16 protein-coding genes are annotated in these 17,567 nt (G+C 72.6%); 10 read left to right on the forward strand and 6 right to left on the reverse strand.

What is annotated here, in order from left to right; all coding sequences use genetic code 11:
* Positions 1-103 precede the first annotated feature (103 nt).
* From ICC28_RS25520 to ICC28_RS25530, 3 genes are all read left to right on the forward strand, one after another.
* Positions 104-778, forward strand: coding sequence for a helix-turn-helix domain-containing protein (locus tag ICC28_RS25520; RefSeq protein ID WP_188291045.1), 675 nt, complete (start codon positions 104-106; stop codon positions 776-778).
* A gap of 112 nt (positions 779-890) precedes the next feature.
* Positions 891-1,331, forward strand: coding sequence for a pyridoxamine 5'-phosphate oxidase family protein (locus tag ICC28_RS25525; RefSeq protein ID WP_188291046.1), 441 nt, complete (start codon positions 891-893; stop codon positions 1,329-1,331).
* Between the two features lie 110 nt (positions 1,332-1,441).
* A complete protein-coding gene (locus tag ICC28_RS25530; RefSeq protein ID WP_188291047.1) occupies positions 1,442-2,275 on the forward strand; it encodes a universal stress protein in 834 nt (277 codons plus the stop codon).
* 30 nt (positions 2,276-2,305) lie between these two features.
* On the opposite strand, the gene ICC28_RS25535 is transcribed toward ICC28_RS25530, so the two are convergent.
* A complete protein-coding gene (locus ICC28_RS25535) occupies positions 2,306-2,752 on the reverse strand; it encodes a pyridoxamine 5'-phosphate oxidase family protein (RefSeq protein WP_188291048.1) in 447 nt (148 codons plus the stop codon).
* 136 nt (positions 2,753-2,888) lie between these two features.
* A complete protein-coding gene (locus ICC28_RS25540) occupies positions 2,889-3,254 on the reverse strand; it encodes a hypothetical protein (protein ID WP_188291049.1) in 366 nt (121 codons plus the stop codon).
* Positions 3,255-3,561: 307 nt separating this feature from the next.
* Here ICC28_RS25540 and ICC28_RS25545 point away from each other — a divergent pair, with 307 nt between their 5' ends.
* From ICC28_RS25545 to ICC28_RS25555, 3 genes are all read left to right on the forward strand, one after another.
* A complete protein-coding gene (locus tag ICC28_RS25545; protein ID WP_188291050.1) occupies positions 3,562-4,257 on the forward strand; it encodes a response regulator in 696 nt (231 codons plus the stop codon).
* A 94-nt stretch (positions 4,258-4,351) separates the two neighbouring features.
* Entirely contained in the window at positions 4,352-5,380 is a 1,029-nt protein-coding gene (gene gap / locus ICC28_RS25550) for a type I glyceraldehyde-3-phosphate dehydrogenase (protein ID WP_188291051.1), read from the forward strand.
* 144 nt (positions 5,381-5,524) lie between these two features.
* Complete coding sequence (locus tag ICC28_RS25555) at positions 5,525-7,270, forward strand: GAF domain-containing protein (protein WP_411158625.1); 1,746 nt, start codon at positions 5,525-5,527, stop codon at positions 7,268-7,270.
* Between the two features lie 733 nt (positions 7,271-8,003).
* Here the strand turns inward: ICC28_RS25555 and ICC28_RS25560 are convergent.
* The 4 genes from ICC28_RS25560 to ICC28_RS40770 form a co-directional block, all read right to left on the reverse strand.
* A complete protein-coding gene (locus ICC28_RS25560) occupies positions 8,004-8,498 on the reverse strand; it encodes a dihydrofolate reductase (protein WP_188291052.1) in 495 nt (164 codons plus the stop codon).
* Positions 8,495-9,292 carry a thymidylate synthase gene (locus tag ICC28_RS25565; protein WP_188291053.1) on the reverse strand — a complete coding sequence of 266 codons (798 nt, stop codon included), beginning with the start codon at positions 9,290-9,292 and terminating at the stop codon, positions 8,495-8,497. The genes ICC28_RS25560 and ICC28_RS25565 overlap by 4 nt, the downstream gene beginning before the upstream one ends.
* 45 nt (positions 9,293-9,337) lie before the next feature.
* Positions 9,338-10,231, reverse strand: a complete 894-nt coding sequence (locus ICC28_RS25570) for a universal stress protein (RefSeq protein WP_188291054.1) — start codon at positions 10,229-10,231, stop codon at positions 9,338-9,340.
* A gap of 101 nt (positions 10,232-10,332) precedes the next feature.
* Positions 10,333-10,509 carry a hypothetical protein gene (locus ICC28_RS40770; RefSeq protein ID WP_223189459.1) on the reverse strand — a complete coding sequence of 59 codons (177 nt, stop codon included), beginning with the start codon at positions 10,507-10,509 and terminating at the stop codon, positions 10,333-10,335.
* A 325-nt stretch (positions 10,510-10,834) separates the two neighbouring features.
* On the opposite strand from ICC28_RS40770, the gene ICC28_RS25580 reads away from it, so the two are divergent.
* From ICC28_RS25580 to narI, 4 genes are read left to right on the forward strand one after another with little or no spacing between them, the layout of a single operon-like run.
* Positions 10,835-14,539, forward strand: coding sequence for a nitrate reductase subunit alpha (locus tag ICC28_RS25580; protein WP_188291055.1), 3,705 nt, complete (start codon positions 10,835-10,837; stop codon positions 14,537-14,539).
* 1 nt (position 14,540) lies between these two features.
* A complete protein-coding gene (gene narH / locus ICC28_RS25585; protein ID WP_188291056.1) occupies positions 14,541-16,058 on the forward strand; it encodes a nitrate reductase subunit beta in 1,518 nt (505 codons plus the stop codon).
* Positions 16,055-16,768 carry a nitrate reductase molybdenum cofactor assembly chaperone gene (gene narJ / locus ICC28_RS25590; protein WP_188291057.1) on the forward strand — a complete coding sequence of 238 codons (714 nt, stop codon included), beginning with the start codon at positions 16,055-16,057 and terminating at the stop codon, positions 16,766-16,768. The genes narH and narJ overlap by 4 nt, the downstream gene beginning before the upstream one ends.
* On the forward strand, positions 16,765-17,535 hold the full coding sequence (gene narI / locus ICC28_RS25595) for a respiratory nitrate reductase subunit gamma (protein WP_188291058.1): 771 nt from the start codon (positions 16,765-16,767) through the stop codon (positions 17,533-17,535). Before narJ ends, narI begins: the two co-directional genes overlap by 4 nt.
* The last annotated feature ends 32 nt before the right edge of the window (positions 17,536-17,567 follow it).

A 17,567-nucleotide genomic window follows, 5' to 3' on the forward strand; every position in this document is an offset into this window, starting at 1 on the left:
GGGACCGACCGGCCCAAGCGGCGCCTCCCGCACCCGAACACCCTTGAGGGGCGGGGGACCACCCGCATCCGTCGGGGGGACCGACCGGAGGAGGCGACGGGCCATGACCGAACAGGTCTCGTCGACGGCGGCCGAGAGCATGCCCATGAGCGACCTCGGACGCCGTCTCGCGCTGCGGCGCGCACGACTCGGCCTCACTCGGCGCGAGGTCGCCGCGCGGGCCGGCATGGCCTCCAGCTATCTGCGCTACCTGGAGGAGCAGACGGTCGCCGCCCCGGGCATCGGGGCGCTGATCCGGCTGGCCGAGGCCCTGCAGACCACCGTCACGGAACTGACCGGGGGAGAGGCCGAACGACCGCCCGGACCGGGCCGGGCCGCTCCGCACCCCGAGTTCAGCGAACTCTCCCCGGCCGAGTGCCGTGCGCTGCTTGCCACGCACGGCGTGGGGCGCCTCGCCGTCCCCACCGAGACCGGACCCGTCGTCGTCCCCGTCAACTACACCGTCCTCGACGACACGATCGTCTTCCGCACCCGCCTCGGCACGACACCGGCGCAGGCCTCCGGCTGCCAGGTCGCCTTCGAGGTCGACCGCATCGACGACGCCTTCAGCAGCGGCTGGAGCGTCCTCGTCCGCGGCTACGCCCGGACCGTCACCGACCCCGACGAGGCGCGCCGGCTCGACGAGCGGGCGTACAGCGCCCCCTGGGCGGGCGGTCGCCGCGCCCTGTGGGTGCGGATCGAGCCCCGGACCGTCAGTGGACGCCGCATCGCCGTCTGACAAGGGCTGTCTGCGGGCGAGCCCGGGACTGATGGCCCTTCGAACGGCACCGGCGATCACGAACGATAGAGAAAGAGCACATACGGCTCCTATCGGGAAAGACGGACTGGCCATGTACCGCAACGACGGATTCCGCGAACTCCATCGGCAGGAGTGCCTGCGGCTGCTGGCCAAGGCGCCGGTCGGCCGCATCGTCCACACCCGGCACGCGCTGCCGGCCGTTCTGCCGGTCAACTTCCGCCTGGAGGACGACGGAGCCGTGCTGCTGCGCACCGCGGCCGACTCGGAGATGGTGCGCGCCGTCGACGGCGCCGTGGTGGCCTTCGAGGCCGACGAGGTCGACTCCGTCGCGCACTCCGGGTGGAGCGTCGTCGTCACCGGCCCCGCCACGGTCGTCACCGACCCCGCCGAGAACGCCCGCCTGGAACGCACCGGGCCGCGCTCCTGGGTGCCCTCGCCGAACGAGGTCTTCATCCGCATAGAGCCGGCCCTGGTGACCGGCCGCGAGCTGGTCGGCGGACGCACGCTGTACGGCGTCGACCTGACCTCCTGAACAGCAGGCCGCCTGGGGCCGTATGGCCCGCCCAAGGGTTCGCCCGGCCCCTGTCGCAGGCTCCCGCACGCGACGAGTATCGGGAGCACAGAGAGGAAGGGAGAGCAGCCATGACTGCCCAGCACGTGGTCGTCGGAGTGGACGGCACCCTGATAGCCGTACGCGCCCTCGACTGGGCGTCGGACGAGGCCGCGCGGCGCGACGCGGTCCTGCGTGTCGTGTACGCCGTACCCGACCGGGACGAGGCCGGACCGGTCCTCGCCTCCGCCGTCGCCCGCGTCCACGCGCGCCACCCCGGCCTGCGGGTGACGTCGAAGCCCGTGACCGGCGGTGCCGCCTCCGGCATCGCGCGGGAGAGCGAGGGCGCCGCCCTCACCGTCGTGGGCACCCGCGGCTTCGGACCGGTCACCGGTCTGCTGGCCCGCTCGGTGAGCCTCGGGCTGGCCGCGCACGTGTCGAGCCCGCTGCTCGTCGTCCGCGGCGACCACCCGTGCGACGGCGCGCGCCCGGTCCTGCTCGGCCTGGAGAGCGACGCCGACGCCGACGCGGCCGCCTACGCCTTCGAGGAAGCCGAACGCCGGGGCGTCGGACTGCGCGTCGTGCACTCCTGGACCCACCGGTTCGTCACCCCCGAACTGCCCTCGCTGATCCCCGCCACCAGCCCCGGACAGCGGGCGCAGGCCCGGCACGGCCGGGCCGAGGACGCGGTGCCCCGGTTCAGCCTGGCCGACCTCCAAGAACGCCACCCCGCGGTCGACGTCGAGGCCCGCACGGTCCGCACCGGCCCGGCCCGCGCCCTGCTGGAGGCCACGCGCGAGGCGGCCGTCGTCGTGATCGGCACGCACCGCCGCCCGGGCCGGTTCGGGCCGCAGCTCGGCCCCGTCGGACACACGCTGGTGCACCGCGGGCACTGCCCCGTGGTGCTGGTGCCGACGCCCCGGTGAGACCGGGGGCCGGCGCCACCGGGGCCGCGGTCAGGCGGCGGTGAGCCGGACCCCGGTGACCAGGTCCGGACGGATACGGATCGCGTAGTCCATCGTCCGCTCCACCCACGGGTGCAGCAGCCTCGTGTAGCGGGCCAGTTCGGCCGCGTCGGTCACCAGATGGGCGTATCCCGTCACGACCACGCTCCACCCGAGGTGGGTGTGCGGATCGATGACGTCGGCCTCGTAGGCCACGACGACCCCCGGCCCGTCGGCGTGCCGGGTGCGCGAGGTCAGCGCCGCCCCCTCATGGGTACGGATGACGATGTCGCCGCCGTCCAGGACATGGTTGACCGGGCGGATCGTCGGCAGCGCATGCTGGGTGAAGACGATCCGCCCGAAGGACACACTGCCCAGCAGCCGCAGGGCCTCCGCGCTGTCGAGCTCGATGCTCCGGCGCGGACCTGGAGCGGTCGGTGGGCCGTTGTCGTAGGGCATGGCGGGCTTCCGTACGGGTCGTGGCGGGTGAACCTTCGTCGCCTCTGCGTTCGACAGATCATTCGAACCGGACAGCGGTCGGCCGGGCTAGGGCCGAACGGCCCTGGCCCGAGTCCGACCGACCCGTTTCGCCCGCTCAGGAAGCGGCCGGCCCTCCGCGCCACGGGGGAGGCGTGGCCGCCCTGCGCGCCGTGTCACCTCGGTGCACCGCGCGATCGGCCTGGCCGCGCAGCCGGTCCTGCAGCCGGTCCGCGAGCTCGTGCGCGCTCGCCTCCCGGGCGTGTACGACCACCAGCTCGCCGCCCACCCGGACCTCGGCCGCGGCCGACCACGGCAGCTCTACGTGGAGCGCCGCGGCCCGGGTGACACGCACCTCGCCGCCTTCCACCTGAATCCCGGGACGGTCGAGGGCCGCCTCGACCTTCGCCCGGACGTACGCGAGAGCTTCCTCGTCCACATCGCCCGCCGCACGTACGCGGATCCCGGTGTCTCTGGCCGTCATGTGCCCCACTCCCTCTGTCGGTCCGGTTCAGGTCCGGTTCAGGTCCGGTTCCGGTCTGGTTCCGGTCCGGTTCTCTTGGTCCGGCGGATCTCCACCTTCCTGCGGTTCACGACCGCGCCCCAGGGCCGGCCGGCCCCGGTGCACCGGGCCGAGCGCCCCCTCGCGCCTGCGGGGTACCCGTCGGCCGAGGACGGAATCAGGGCCGACCGGCCCTGGTCCTTGGGCCCTCGACCGGACGAAGATCGCAGCAAGGACAGCACACCGTGGACGGCACACCCGGCGCGGCGAACAGGACGAGGAGCATCCGATGGCGGACGGCGCACTGCCGGGCCCCGAGAACCCGATCCGGGTCTTCCTGCTGGACGACCACGAGGTGGTCCGGCGGGGAGTGCACGACATGCTGAACGACGAACCGGACATCTCGGTGGTGGGCGAGGCCGCCACCGTGGAGCAGGCCCTGGTCCGCGTGCCCGCCCTGCGCCCGCAGGTCGCGGTGCTCGACGTCCGCCTGCCCGACGGCGACGGCGTCAGCGTCTGCCGGGAGCTGCGGTCGCGGATGCCGGAACTGGCCTGTCTGATGCTGACCTCGTTCGACGACGAGGAGGCACTGCTGGACTCGATCATGGCCGGGGCCTCCGGGTACGTACTGAAGCAGATCCAGGGCTCGGACCTGGTGTCGGCCGTGCGCACGGTCGCCGCCGGGCAGTCCCTGCTCGACCCGAGCGCCACCACCAAGCTGATGGCGCGGCTGCGCCACGAGCAGCAGCAGGAGGAGGAACCGGAGCCGCTGCCGGGCCTGACCGGCCGCGAGCGGGAGATCCTCACCCTGATCGGGGAGGGCCTGACCAACCGGCAGATCGGACAGCGGCTCTTCCTCGCAGAGAAGACCGTGAAGAACCACATCTCCCGGCTGCTGGCCAAGCTCGGCGTGGAGCGGCGCATCCAGGCCGCCGTCATCGCCACCCAGGCCCAGGACCGACTGCGGCAACAGGAGGGGCGTTAGTCCCGGCCGCCGCCCCCGTACGGCCCCTGCCGGGGCCGCGCCGCCGCCAGCAGGCTGGAACCGAGACAGAACACCCCAGGGGAGGACGACGGACATGAGCGTGCGCGTGGGCATCAACGGCTTCGGCCGGATCGGACGCAACTACCTGCGCTGCGTGCTGGAGCGCGCGGAGACCGCCGCCGGCACACCGGTCGAGGTGGTGGCGGTCAATGACGTCACCTCGCCGGCGGCGCTGGCCCATCTGCTGGCACACGACTCGACCTACGGCCGCCTCGGCCGGCCCGTGGAGCACGACGAGACCTCGATCACCGTGGACGGCCACCGCGTCGTCGTCACCGCCGAACGCGACCCGGCCGCCCTGGCCTGGGGCGACCTCGGCGTCGACATCGTCATCGAGTCCACCGGCCGCTTCCGCACCCGGGAGCAGGCCGGAGCACACCTGAAGGCCGGCGCCCGCAAGGTGCTGCTGTCCGTGCCCGGCAAGGGCGTGGACGCCACCGTCGTGATGGGCGTCAACGAGGGCACCTACGACCCGGAGAACGACCACGTCGTCTCCAACGCCTCCTGCACCACCAACTGCGTGGCCCCCATGGTCAAGGTCCTCGACGAGCACTTCGGCATCGTCAAGGGGCTGATGACCACCATCCACGGCTACACCAACGACCAGGTGGTCCTCGACGGCCCGCACAAGGACCTGCGCCGCGGCCGCAGCGCCGCCGTCAACATCATCCCCACGTCCACCGGCGCCGCCCGCGCCGTCGGCCTGGTGCTGCCGGAGCTGGCCGGCACCCTGGACGGGATCGCCGTACGCGTGCCCGTGGAGGACGGCTCGCTGACCGACCTGAGCGTGGTCCTGGACCGGTCCGTGACGGCCGACGAGGTCAACGCGGCCTACCGGGAGGCGGCCGACGGCCCGCTCAAGGGCATCCTGCGGGTCTCCGACGCCCCGATCGTCTCCCGCGACATCGTGGGCGACCCGGCCTCCTGCGTCCTGGACGCCCCGCTGACCCAGGCCCACGGCGACCTGGTGAAGGTCTTCGGCTGGTACGACAACGAGTGGGGCTACACCCACCGGCTGCTCGATCTCACCGAGTACGTGGCCGCCCGCCTGCCGCGCCGCTGACCGGCGGAACCGCCGCCCGCCCGGCCGCCGAGCCGCCGCCCCGCGGGGCCCCGGTCGGTTGCCGGGCCGGGCGCCATGTCGTCCCGCGCCCCGGACCGTTACCGTGGCACATGACCGCCCAGTGCGGCGACAGGTCGAGGGGACGTGGAGGAAACACCGGTGGAGAGCCAGGAGCAGGCGGGGCAGGCCCGCGTGCGGCTGCCGCAGCTGAAGCTGGACGAGCTGCTGGAGGAGCTGCAGGCCCGCCTTGACGCGGCCCGGGGCACACGCGACCGGGTGCACAGCCTGTTGGAGGCGGTGCTCTCGGTCGGCCGGGAACTCGACCTCGAACAGGTGCTGCACAGCATCGTCGAGGCCGCGGCCGTACTCGTCGACGCGCAGTACGCCGCACTCGGCGTGATCGGACCGGACGGCAAGCGGCTGTCCGCGTTCCACACGGTCGGCGTCAGCGAGGAGCAGATCGCCAGGATCGGACCCTTCCCGGAGGGCCACGGCATCCTGGGCGAGCTCATCCGACACCCCGAGCCGCTGCGCCTCGCGAAACTGTCGGAGCACCCCGCGTCCTACGGCTTCCCGGCCCACCACCCGCCGATGAACACCTTCCTCGGCGTCCCGATCCGGGTGCGCGACCAGGTCTTCGGCAACCTGTACCTGACCGAGAAGGGCGGCGGGGCACAGTTCGACGAGGAGGACGAGTCGGTCCTGTCGACGCTGGCCGTGGCGGCCGGTGTCGCCATCGACAACGCCCGCCTGTACGAGGAGTCCCGGCTGCGCGAGCGCTGGCTGCGGGCCAACGCCGAGATCACCCACAGCCTGATGTCCGGTGCCGAGCGCGGAGAGGCGCTCGGGCTGATCGCCCGGCGCGCCAAGGAGATCGCCGGCGCGGTGCTCGCCGTGGTCGCCATGCCGGTGGAGGACACCGACTCGCTGCGGGTGGAGCTGGCCGTCGGGCAGCGTGCGGAGGAGCACCGCGGGCTCGTCCTGCCGGTCGGGGAGAGCCTGATCGGGCAGGCGTTCACCGCCGGCGAGCCCGTCACCAGCGCCGATGTCGTCAAGGACGAGCGTGTGGCGAACCCCGAACCCCGGTTCAGCGGGCTCGGGCCGGCCGTCGCGGTGCCCATCGGGACCGGAGACGTGGTCCGCGGTGTCGTCCTGCTGGCTCGTGAGACCGGCAGGCCGGTGTTCTCCGAGAAGGAGACCGAGCCGCTGCAGGGCTTCGCCGCGCAGGCCGCCATCGCGATGGAGCTCGCCGAGCGGCGCCGGGACGCCGAGGAGATCGCGGTGCTCCAGGACCGCGACCGGATCGCCCGCGACCTGCACGACCTGGCGATCCAGCGGCTGTTCGCGACCGGCATGACGCTGCAGAGCGCGGGCCGCTTCATCGAGCACCCCCAGGCCGGGGACCGGGTGGCGCGGGCCGTGGACGACCTCGACGAGACCATCAAGATCATCCGGTCGACGATCTTCGGGCTGCGGGCCCGTGAGGGCGCCACCGGTTCGGGGCTGCGGGCCCGTGTCGTACGCGTGGCCGGGGAGGCCGCCCCGGTGCTCGGATTCGCCCCCAGCGTGAAGATGGAGGGCCTGGTCGACACGGAGGTCCCCCGGGACATCGCCGACCACGTGGTCGCCGTGCTCTCCGAAGCCCTCACCAACATCGCCCGACACGCCCGGGCCGGCCGCGCCGACATCGTCCTGGAGACCGACGGCCGTGAGGTGCGCCTGACGGTCAGCGACGACGGCGTGGGCATCCCGGCGGAGGGCCGCCGCAGCGGCCTGCGCAACATGGCCGAACGAGCCCAGCAACTGGGCGGCGACCTGACCCTGAGCACCCCGGAAGCGGGCGGCACCCGGCTGTTGTGGCGGGTACCGGTGCCGGGGGGCGCGGGCTGACGGGGGGCGCGGGCTGACGGGGGGCGCTGCCTTGGGGCGGCCGTCTGGCGTGCGGGCGGATTCCGGGTGGCAGTGGGGCTTGGGTGTTGTGGCGGGCGCCGGTGTCGACGAGCGCTGAGCGGCCGGCCGGCAGTGCCGTGCTGTGTCGTAGTTCGCCTGCGGGCCCGTCGTGGCGGGTCGCGCAGTTCCCCGCGCCCCTTTGGGGCGCTGCCGAACCGCAGTCGAACTCGCCAGGTCCGCTTGGCTCACGGTCTGGGCTGGGCGGTCTTGCGTGGTGGTCGGATCTGGTTGTTGGGGCGGGTGCCGGTGTCGGCGGGCGCAAGCCGGCGGGAGGGTATCGCTTGGGGCCGGTTGGTCCCTTGTACGGGCCCTTCGGATCTGTCCAGCCGGGGCGGGCGCGTGCCAGGCTGGCGTCGAGCCCACGAGCGGTAACGGCGGTTGGGGATCGCCAGGTGAGGCTCCTCGGGAGGCAGGGACGGCCCTCCTTGCCCACGCCGGGCCCGCACCGCCACCGCCGCGCTGGGGACGCGTGGTGGGTAGGCGGACAGCGGGCCCGGCACTCTCCGGCGTACGACGCGCCCGGCGCCCAGCGCATGACCGCCCCGGCGCCCCGGCGTACGGCCGGCTCGGCATCCTTCGGCTCGCGCCGGCCCGGGGGACAGGCCACCCCAGCGCACGGTCGGCTCCGCACCGCCTGTCGCACGACGGACTCACGGGCAGCAGCCCGCCGCCGTCACCGCCTGTAGCCGCGGATGCGGTAGCGCAGGCCGGAGGTCGAGGTCTGCCAGTCGTGGTCCTCGGTGAGCTGCCACTCCGGGCCCGGAGTCGGGGCGTAGGTGTCGCCCTCGACCTTCGAGTCGACCTCGGTCACCGACAGCAGCGTGGCGTGGGCCATGGCGGCACGGTAGATCTCCCCGCCGCCGATCACCCACACGGCGGTCGGCGCCGACGGGCGGGCCGCGAGGTCGAGGGCCTCGGTGACGGACCCGGCGCGTTCCGCGCCCTCCGCCGCCCACTGCGGATCGCGTGTCAGGACGATGTTGCGCCGGCCGGACAGCGGGCGGAAGCGGGCGGGCAGGGAGTCCCAGGTGCGGCGTCCCATCACCACGGGATGCCCCCACGTGGTCGCCTTGAAGTGGGCCATGTCCTCGGGCAGCCGCCACGGAATCGCGTTGTCCGCGCCGATCACACCGTCGAGGCTCTGCGCCCAGATCAGCCCGACGTTCACACCGCCACCGGGGCCTTGATCGCCGGGTGGTGACGGTAGCCGACCACTTCCACGTCGGAGTAGGCGTAGTCGAACAGCGAGTCGGCCCGGCGCAGCCGCAGCTCGGGGAAGTCGTACGGGGTGCGCGAGAGCTGCTCGGTCACCTGCTCCACATGGTTGTCGTAGATGTGGCAGTCGCCGCCGGTCCAGATGAAGTCACCCGGCTCCAGGCCGACCTGCTGCGCCACCATGTGCGTGAGCAGGGCGTAGCTGGCGATGTTGAACGGGACGCCGAGGAACAGGTCAGCGCTGCGCTGGTACAGCTGGCAGGAGAGCCGGCCGTCGGCGACGTAGAACTGGAAGAAGGCGTGGCACGGTGCGAGGGCCATCTTGTCCAGCTCGGCGACGTTCCAGGCGGAGACGATCATCCGGCGGGAGTCCGGGTCGCGGCGCAGCGTGTCGAGGACCTGGGTGATCTGGTCGATGTGGCCGCCGTCGGGTGTGGGCCAGGAGCGCCACTGGGTGCCGTAGACCGGGCCAAGCTCGCCGTACGGGTCGGCCCACTCGTCCCAGATGGTGACGCCGTGCTTATGGAGCCAATTGACGTTTGAATCGCCGCGCAGGAACCACAGCAGCTCGTACACGATGGACTTCAGGTGCACCTTCTTGGTGGTGACCAGCGGGAATCCCTGCGCGAGGTCGTAGCGCAGTTGGTGCCCGAAGACACTTCGGGTGCCGGTGCCCGTCCGGTCGGCCTTGGCCGTCCCGGAGGTGAGCACACGTCGCAACAGGTCTTCGTACTGGGTGTCCGCCACGGTCGACGAGTCTACTGCGCACCTGCGCGGCGAAGATCCGCGGGCTCACCCGTGCGGCACGACCGCGACCGGGCAGTGCACGTGATGCATCACCGCGTGGGCCACCGGCCCGGTGTGCGTGCCGAGCTTCGCGGGGCGGATCCTGCGGCCGACGGCGAGCAGTCCGGCGTCCTGGGCGGCGTCGAGCAGCTGCTGTGCCGGACGCCCCTCCTCCACCACCGTCGTGACCTGCACCGTGGGGTACTTCTCCCGCCACGGCGCGAGCACCGCGTCGAGCGCCCGCTCGGCGGCCCGCTGTACGTCCCGGCGCGCCTTGGCCTCCAGCGCGGTCGGCATGTACGGCAGCCGCCACGCGTGCACCACCTTCAGCGGTGCGGCCCGCAGCCGCGCGCTCTCGAAGGCGAACGCGAACAGGTCCTCGCACCTGTGCGCCGGGTCCACCCCCACCACGACCGGCCGGTACGGCGAACGGGTCGACGGCCGTCCGTTCTCGTCCGGCAGATGCTCGTCCTCCGACGCCTGCCCGGCCCGGACGAGGACGACGGGCCGCGCCACATGGGCCACCGTCGCCAGCGCCACGGAACCGGCCATGAACCCGCCGATCCCGCTGAACGCCCGGCTGCCCAGGACCAGCAGCTCGGATTCCTCGCCCGCCGCGACCAGGGCGTCGGGCGCGGACCGGGGGACCTGGTCGGCGCTCAGATACACCTGCGGGTACCGCTCATTGAGCCGGTCCATCGCGCCGCGCAGGATCCGCCGCGCCCAGTAGCGCGGCGCCTCCAGCTCGGGCAGCTCCGACTCGGCGGGCGACACACCGCCCTCCCAGGCGTGCACCAACCGCAGTGGCAGGTCGCGCCGGAGCGCCTCACGGGCCGCCCAGTCGGCGGCAGCGAGGCTCTCACGCGAACCGTCCAGCCCCACGACGACGGGATGACGCATGGTCGACACCTCCCCGGGCCGGTTCCCGCACTCCGCTGTGCGGGCTCCTCCCCTTCAGCGTCCCCGCCCGAGCGGTGCCCGGGCAGAGGCCACAGCGGCCCTCACTCCGGGCCGAACGACCCTTTCCGGCTGCCGGGTACGGGGTGCGGGGCCGGCTGGTGCGCGGTGGCCGTCCGGCGTACCGCGGTGCAGGTGAAGATCGGCGCGGGGGCCGCGACCGCGGCGAGCAGCGGCACGCCGATGGCGGAGGAGTCGTAGGCGCCGTACAGGGAGCACATCACCAGGGGGTGCGAGTCACCAGAGGCGGTACGAAGCGCCCGGACCGCCCGCCGCCCCGACGGCGCCGGTCCGCTGCGGTGGCGTCAACGGGGCCATGACTGCGAGCGTCGCCCCGCTGGCCGCTGGCCGCTGCCCGCTGCCCGCTGTCCGCTGTCCGCCGTCCACTGCCGCCTGTCTGCCAGTCCGCCGTCCGTGCCGAGCGCGGCTGCCATGGCCAGGTAGGCGAGGGTGCCCAGTGGGCGGCAGCCCGGGACCGACCGGTCCGCAAGGCGGGCCGTTCGGCCCAGGGGGCGCGGCCGGGTGCGCCGCCTAGCGTTCCGAGGCATGGAGAACGAGGACAAGGCGCGTCCGCCGCAGCGGCGCGCCGCAGAGGGCTGGCCCCTGGCCGCGCGCAGGTTGCTGACCCGCCGCGAGGTCTCGGCCGACGGCCGCGCCGTGTTCGGCGAGGGCGACGGCAAGTGGGAGGGCTTCTACCGGGACCGCTGGGCGCACGACAAGGTGGTGCGCTCCACGCACGGGGTCAACTGCACCGGTTCGTGCTCCTGGATGGTCTACGTCAAGGACGGCATCATCACCTGGGAGCACCAGGCGACCGACTACCCGTCGATCGGCACCGACTGCCCCGAGTACGAGCCCCGCGGCTGCCCGCGCGGCGCCTCCTTCTCCTGGTACACCTACTCGCCCAGCCGGGTGCGCTACCCGTACGTGCGGGGCGAGCTGCTGAAGCTGTGGCGCGAGGCGCGCCGCCGCCTGGGCGACCCCGTGGCGGCCTGGGCCGAGATCACCGGCGACCCGGCCAAGGCCCGCGCCTACAAGCGGGCCCGCGGCAAGGGCGGTCTGGTCCGCGCCGACTGGGACGAGGTGGCCGAGCTGGTCGCCGCCGCCCATGTGCACACCATCAAGGCCTACGGTCCCGACCGCGTCGCCGGCTTCTCGCCGATCCCGGCGATGTCCATGGCCTCCTTCGCCGCCGGCGCCCGCTTCATGTCGCTGATCGGCGGCACACTGCTGTCCTTCTACGACTGGTACGCCGACCTGCCCATCGCCTCGCCGCAGGTCTTCGGCGACCAGACGGACGTACCCGAGGCTGCCGACTGGTGGAACGCCGGCTACCTGGTGATGTGGGGCTCCAACATCCCCGTCACCCGCACCCCGGACGCGCACTTCCTCACCGAGACCCGCTACAACGGCACCAAGGTCGTCGCGGTCAGCCCCGACTACGCCGACAACGTCAAGTTCGCCGACGAGTGGCTCGCTCCGCACCCCGGCACGGACGGGGCGCTGGCCATGGCCATGGGCCACGTGATCCTGCGCGAGTTCCTCGTCGACCGCGAAGTGCCCTACTTCCAGAAGTACTTGAGGACGTTCACGGACGCGCCGTTCCTCGTGGCACTGCGCGAGCACGACCACGGTCTCGTTCCCGACGGGTTCCTCACGGCCGCCGACCTCGGCCGCGACGAGGAGACCGAAGAGAACGCAGCCTTCAAGACCGTGCTGCTGGACCGGGCGACCGGCGAACCGGTCGTCCCCGGCGGCTCGCTCGGCTTCCGCTGGGGGGAGGCCGGGCGGGGCCGCTGGAACCTCGACCTGGGCGACGTGGTACCCGAGTTGAGCCTGATCGACCGCGCCGAGGACACTGTCGAGATCGCCCTGCCCCGCTTCGACGAGGGCGCCACCGAGGGCGGCTCGACCATGGTCCGGGGCGTGCCCGTGCGCAGGATCGGCGGACGGCTCGTCACCACCGTCTTCGACCTGATGCTCGCCCAGTACGGCATCCAGCGGCCCGGCCTGCCGGGCGTCTGGCCCACCTCGTACGAGGACGCCGCCCAGCCGTACACCCCGGCCTGGCAGGAGACGATCACCTCCGTCCCCGCCGAGCAGGCCGCCCGCATCGCCCGCGAGTTCGCCCGCAACGCCGAGCGCACCGAGGGCCGTTCGATGATCGCGATGGGCGCGGGCACGAACCACTGGTTCCACTCCGACACCATCTACCGAGCGTTCCTGGCCTTGACCACCATGACCGGCTGCCAGGGCGTCAACGGCGGTGGCTGGGCCCACTACGTCGGCCAGGAGAAGATCCGACCGATCACCGGACTGCAGCACCTGGCCTTCGCCTTCGACTGGCAGCGGCCCACCCGGCACATGGCCGGCACCTCGTACTGGTACCTGAACACCGACCAGTGGCGCTACGAGGCCTTCGGCCCCGACGAGTTGGCCTCCCCGCTGGGGCAGGGCCGGTTCGCGGGCAAGGGCTTCGCCGACTGCCTCGCCCAGGCCGTCCGGCTGGGCTGGACGCCGGGCCACCCCGGCTTCAACCGCAACCCGCTGGACCTGACGGACGAGGCGAGGTCTCAAGGGCGTGAGGTCCCCGAGCACATCGTGGACGAACTCAAGGCCGGACGGCTGAAGTTCGCCGCCGAGGACCCCGACGACCCCGCCAACTTCCCGCGCGTGCTCACCGTCTGGCGGGCCAACCTGCTCGGCTCCTCCGGCAAGGGCAACGAATACTTCCTGCGCCACCTGCTCGGCACCGACAGCGCCGTGCGCAGCGAGGAGGCCCCGCCCGACGCCCGCCCGAAGGACGTGGTGTGGCGGGAGGAGGCCCCCGAGGGCAAGCTCGACCTGCTGGTCACCATGGACTTCCGGATGACCTCCACCGGCCTGCTCGCCGACGTGGTCCTGCCGGCCGCGACCTGGTACGAGAAGGACGACCTGTCCAGCACCGACATGCACCCCTTCGTGCACGCCTTCACCCCGGCCATCGCCCCGCCCTGGCAGGCACGCAGCGACTACGACACCTTTCTGACGATCGCCGACACATTCAGCGCCCTGGCCGCCGACCACCTCGGCACCCGCACCGACGTCCTCGCCGTGCCCCTGCTGCACGACACCCTCGACGAACTCGCCCAGCCCGGCGGCGTCGTGAAGGACTGGAAGACGGGGGAGTGCGAGCCGGTCCCCGGCAGGACCATGCCGAAGCTCGTCGTCATCGAGCGCGACTACGCCGCCGTAGCCGACAAGATCCGTGCCGTCGGCCCGCTCCTGGACACCCTCGGCACCACCACCAAGGGCATCACCGTCCACCCCGACCGCGAGATCGACGAACTGCGCCGCCGCTGCGGCACGGTCCGCGACGGAGTCGCCGCCGGCCGGCCCTCGCTGGCCACCGCCACCGAGATGTGCGAGGCGATCCTCGCCCTGTCCGGCACCACCAACGGCCGCCTCGCCACCGAGGGGTTCCGCGAACTGCAGGCGCAGACCGGCAGCGAAGGACTGGTCGAACTCGCCGCCGAGCGCGAGGCCGAGCGGATCACCTTCGCCGACACCCGCACCCAGCCCCGCGCGGTCATGACGTCGTACGAGTGGTCGGGCAGTGAGACCGGCGGCCGCCGCTACTCGCCGTTCGTCATCAACACCGAGCACAAGAAGCCCTGGCACACCCTCACCGGCCGCCAGCACTTCTTCGTCAGCCACGACTGGATCGCCGAACTCGGCGAGCAACTCCCCGTCTACCGGCCGCCGCTGGACGCCCGCCGCCACTACGGCGACGAGCATCTCAACGACGGACAGGCCGAGGTGACGGTCCGTTACCTCACCCCGCACTCCAAGTGGTCCATCCACTCCGAGTACCAGGACAACGCCTACATGCTCGCCCTCTCCCGTGGCGGCCCCGTGATCTGGATGTCCGCCCCCGACGCCGAGAAGATCGGCGTCAAGGACAACGAGTGGATCGAGGCGTACAACCGCAACGGCGTGGTGGCGGCCCGGGCCGTCGTCACCCACCGCATGCCCGAGGGAACCGTGTACATGTACCACGCCAAGGACCGCACGGTGAACGTCCCCAAGACCGAGGTCAGCGGCAGGCGCGGCGGCATCCACAACTCCCTGACCCGGCTGCTGCTCAAGCCCACCCATCTCGCGGGCGGCTACGCCCAGTTCACCTACGCCTTCAACTACTACGGCCCCACCGGCAACCAGCGCGACGAGGTCACCGTCATCCGCCGTCGCTCGCAGGACGTGGAGTACTGACATGCGCGTCATGGCACAGATCGCGATGGTGATGAACCTCGACAAGTGCATCGGCTGCCACACCTGCTCGGTCACCTGCAAGCAGACGTGGTCCAACCGGCCCGGCGTCGAGTACGCCTGGTTCAACAACGTCGAGACCAAGCCCGGGGTGGGCTACCCGCGCCGCTACGAGGACCAGGAGCAGTGGAAGGGCGGCTGGATGCTCGACAAGCGGGGCCGCCTGGTCCTGCGCTCCGGCGGCCGCGTCAAGCGCCTGCTGTCGCTGTTCTCCAACCCCGACCTGCCGGCCATCGAGGACTACTACGAGCCGGTCACCTACGACTACGACACCCTCGTCAACGCCCCCGCCGGCCAGGACATCCCGGTCGCCCGCCCCCGCTCCGTCCTCACCGGCAAACCCACCGCCATCACCTGGGGCGCCAACTGGGAGGACAGCCTGGGCGGCGCACCCGAGCACGCGGGCGGCGACCCCAACCTGACCGGCGAGTGGGCCGAGAAGGTGAAGTTCGAGTTCGAGCAGACCTTCCTCTTCCACCTGCCCCGCCTGTGCGAGCACTGCCTCAACCCGGCCTGCGTCTCCGCCTGCCCGTCAGGCGCGATGTACAAGCGGGTCGAGGACGGCATCGTCCTCGTCGACCAGGACCGCTGCCGCGGCTGGCGGATGTGCGTGACGGCCTGCCCGTACAAGAAGGTCTACGTCAACCACGCCACCGGCAAGGCCGAGAAGTGCACCTTCTGCTTCCCGCGCATCGAGGCCGGCCAGCCCACCGTCTGCTCCGAGACCTGCGTCGGCCGCCTGCGCTACCTCGGCCTGCTCCTCTACGACGCCGACCGCGTCGGCGAGGCCGCCGCCACCCCCGACGAGAAGGACCTGCTGGACGCCCAGCGGGGCGTCTTCCTCGACCCGCACGACCCCGAAGTGGCCGCCGCCGCCCGGGAGTCGGGCATCCCCGAGGACTGGCTGGCCGCGGCCCGCCGCTCCCCGGTGTACGACCTGGTCTCCCGGTACCGGGTGGCGCTGCCGCTGCACCCGGAGTACCGCACGCTGCCCATGGTCTGGTACGTGCCCCCGCTCTCGCCCGTCCTGGACGCGGTGAGCGAGGCGGGCGGCAACCAGGACGACCCCGACCACGTGTTCGCCGCCGTCACCCGGCTGCGCATCCCGCTGGACTACCTGGCCAACCTGTTCACCGCCGGGGACACCGACGTCGTGGCGGGCGTCCTGATGAAACTCACCGCCCTGCGCTCGTACATGCGCGAACGCACCCTCGGGGAGAGCGGCGACGAGAGCGCGCTCAAGGCCGTAGGACTCACCCCGCGCCAGGCGGAGGACATGCACCGGCTGCTCGCCGTCGCCAAGTACGAGGACCGGTACGTCGTTCCGGCCGCGCACAAGGAGGACGCGGCCGCCCTGACCGCGATGGAGAACCGCTGCCCGGTCGAAGCGCCCGGCAACGACCGGCGGGTCCCGCTCGGCATCCCCACCCTGCGCCGCACCTCGACAGGAGACGCCCGATGAGCCCCCTGCCTACCACCGTCCCGGCGATCGTGCGCACCCGCGTCCGGGCCGCCGTCCGCCGCCGCGTGGTGGCGGACCCGGTCGAGGCCGAACGTCGCAGCCTGCTGCTGCGCCTGATGTCCCTGACGCTCCAGTACCCCGACCCGGAACTCGTCGCCGCGCGCCCGGCCGTGGCCGCCGCCGTAGCAGCCCTCCCGGAGTCACCGGCCGCCACTGAACTCACCACCTTCACCGACTGGTTCACCCACGAGGACCCCGACGTGCTCGCCCGCCACTACGTCGAGATGTTCGACCTGCGCCGCAAGAGCAGCCTCTACCTCACCTACTACCTGCACGGCGACACCCGCCGCCGCGGCATGGCCCTGCTCGCGCTGGCCCAGCGCTACCGGGCCGCGGGCTGGGAGACCGACGGCGGCGAACTCCCCGACCACCTCCCGGTCGCCCTGGAGTTCGCGGCCCTGTCCGGGCCGGGCGGCGGCGAGGCACCCCTGCGCCAGCACCGACGCGGCCTGCAGCTGATCCACCGCGCGCTGACCGACGCGGACTCGCCCTACCGGCACGTCCTGGCCGCGCTGCTCACCCTGCTGCCGCCGCCGACCGAGGACGACCTGAAGGCGGTCGCCGAACTGGCCGCGCAGGGCCCGCCCAACGAGGACGTCGGCCTCGACCCGTACACGACCCCCACGCCCCTTGAGGACAGTCACCGATGAACGCATCCGGCACCGACCTCCTCCTGTGGGTCGCCATCCCCTACATCTGCCTCGCCGTGTTCGCCATCGGCCACGTCTGGCGCTACCGGCACGACCAGTTCGGCTGGACCACCCACACCAGCCAACTCCTCGAACACCGCTGGCTGCGCTGGGGCAGCCCGCTGTTCCACCTCGGCGCCTTCATGGTGATCGCCGGGCACGTGGTCGGCCTGGCCATCCCCGCCTCCTGGACCGAGGCCGCAGGCATCGACGAGCACACCTACCACACCACCGCCGTCTGGGCCGGCTCCGTCGCGGGCATCGCCATGGTCACCGGCCTCGGCATGCTCTGCGCCCGCCGCCTGCTCACCCGCCGGATCCGGCTCGGCACCGACCGCAGCGACAAGCTCCTCTTCCCGCTCCTGTCGGCCACCGTCGTCCTCGGCATCGCCGCGACGGCCGCCCACAACGTCTTCGGCGACGGCTACGACTACCGCGACACCGTCTCCGTCTGGTTCCGCGGCCTGTTCACCCTCCAGCCCGAACCCGAGGCGATCAGCGGCGCACCCCTGCTCTTCCAACTCCACGCCCTCACCGCCTGCCTGCTCTTCGCGGCCTGGCCGTTCACCCGCCTCGTCCACGTCTGGAGCGCGCCGATCGGCTACCTGGTCCGGCCCTACGTCGTCTACCGGCGTCGCAGCACCGTCCCCACGGCCCCCGGCCAGAGGACCGTTCGGCCCTACCGGGGCGAGGGAGCCGACCGCTTCACTGCCTCCGACAGGTCATGACGAGGACAGGAAGAGGACCAGGCATGTCAGCC

The organism is Streptomyces sp. TRM68416 (genome assembly GCF_014596915.1).
Lineage (GTDB): Bacteria > Actinomycetota > Actinomycetes > Streptomycetales > Streptomycetaceae > Streptomyces.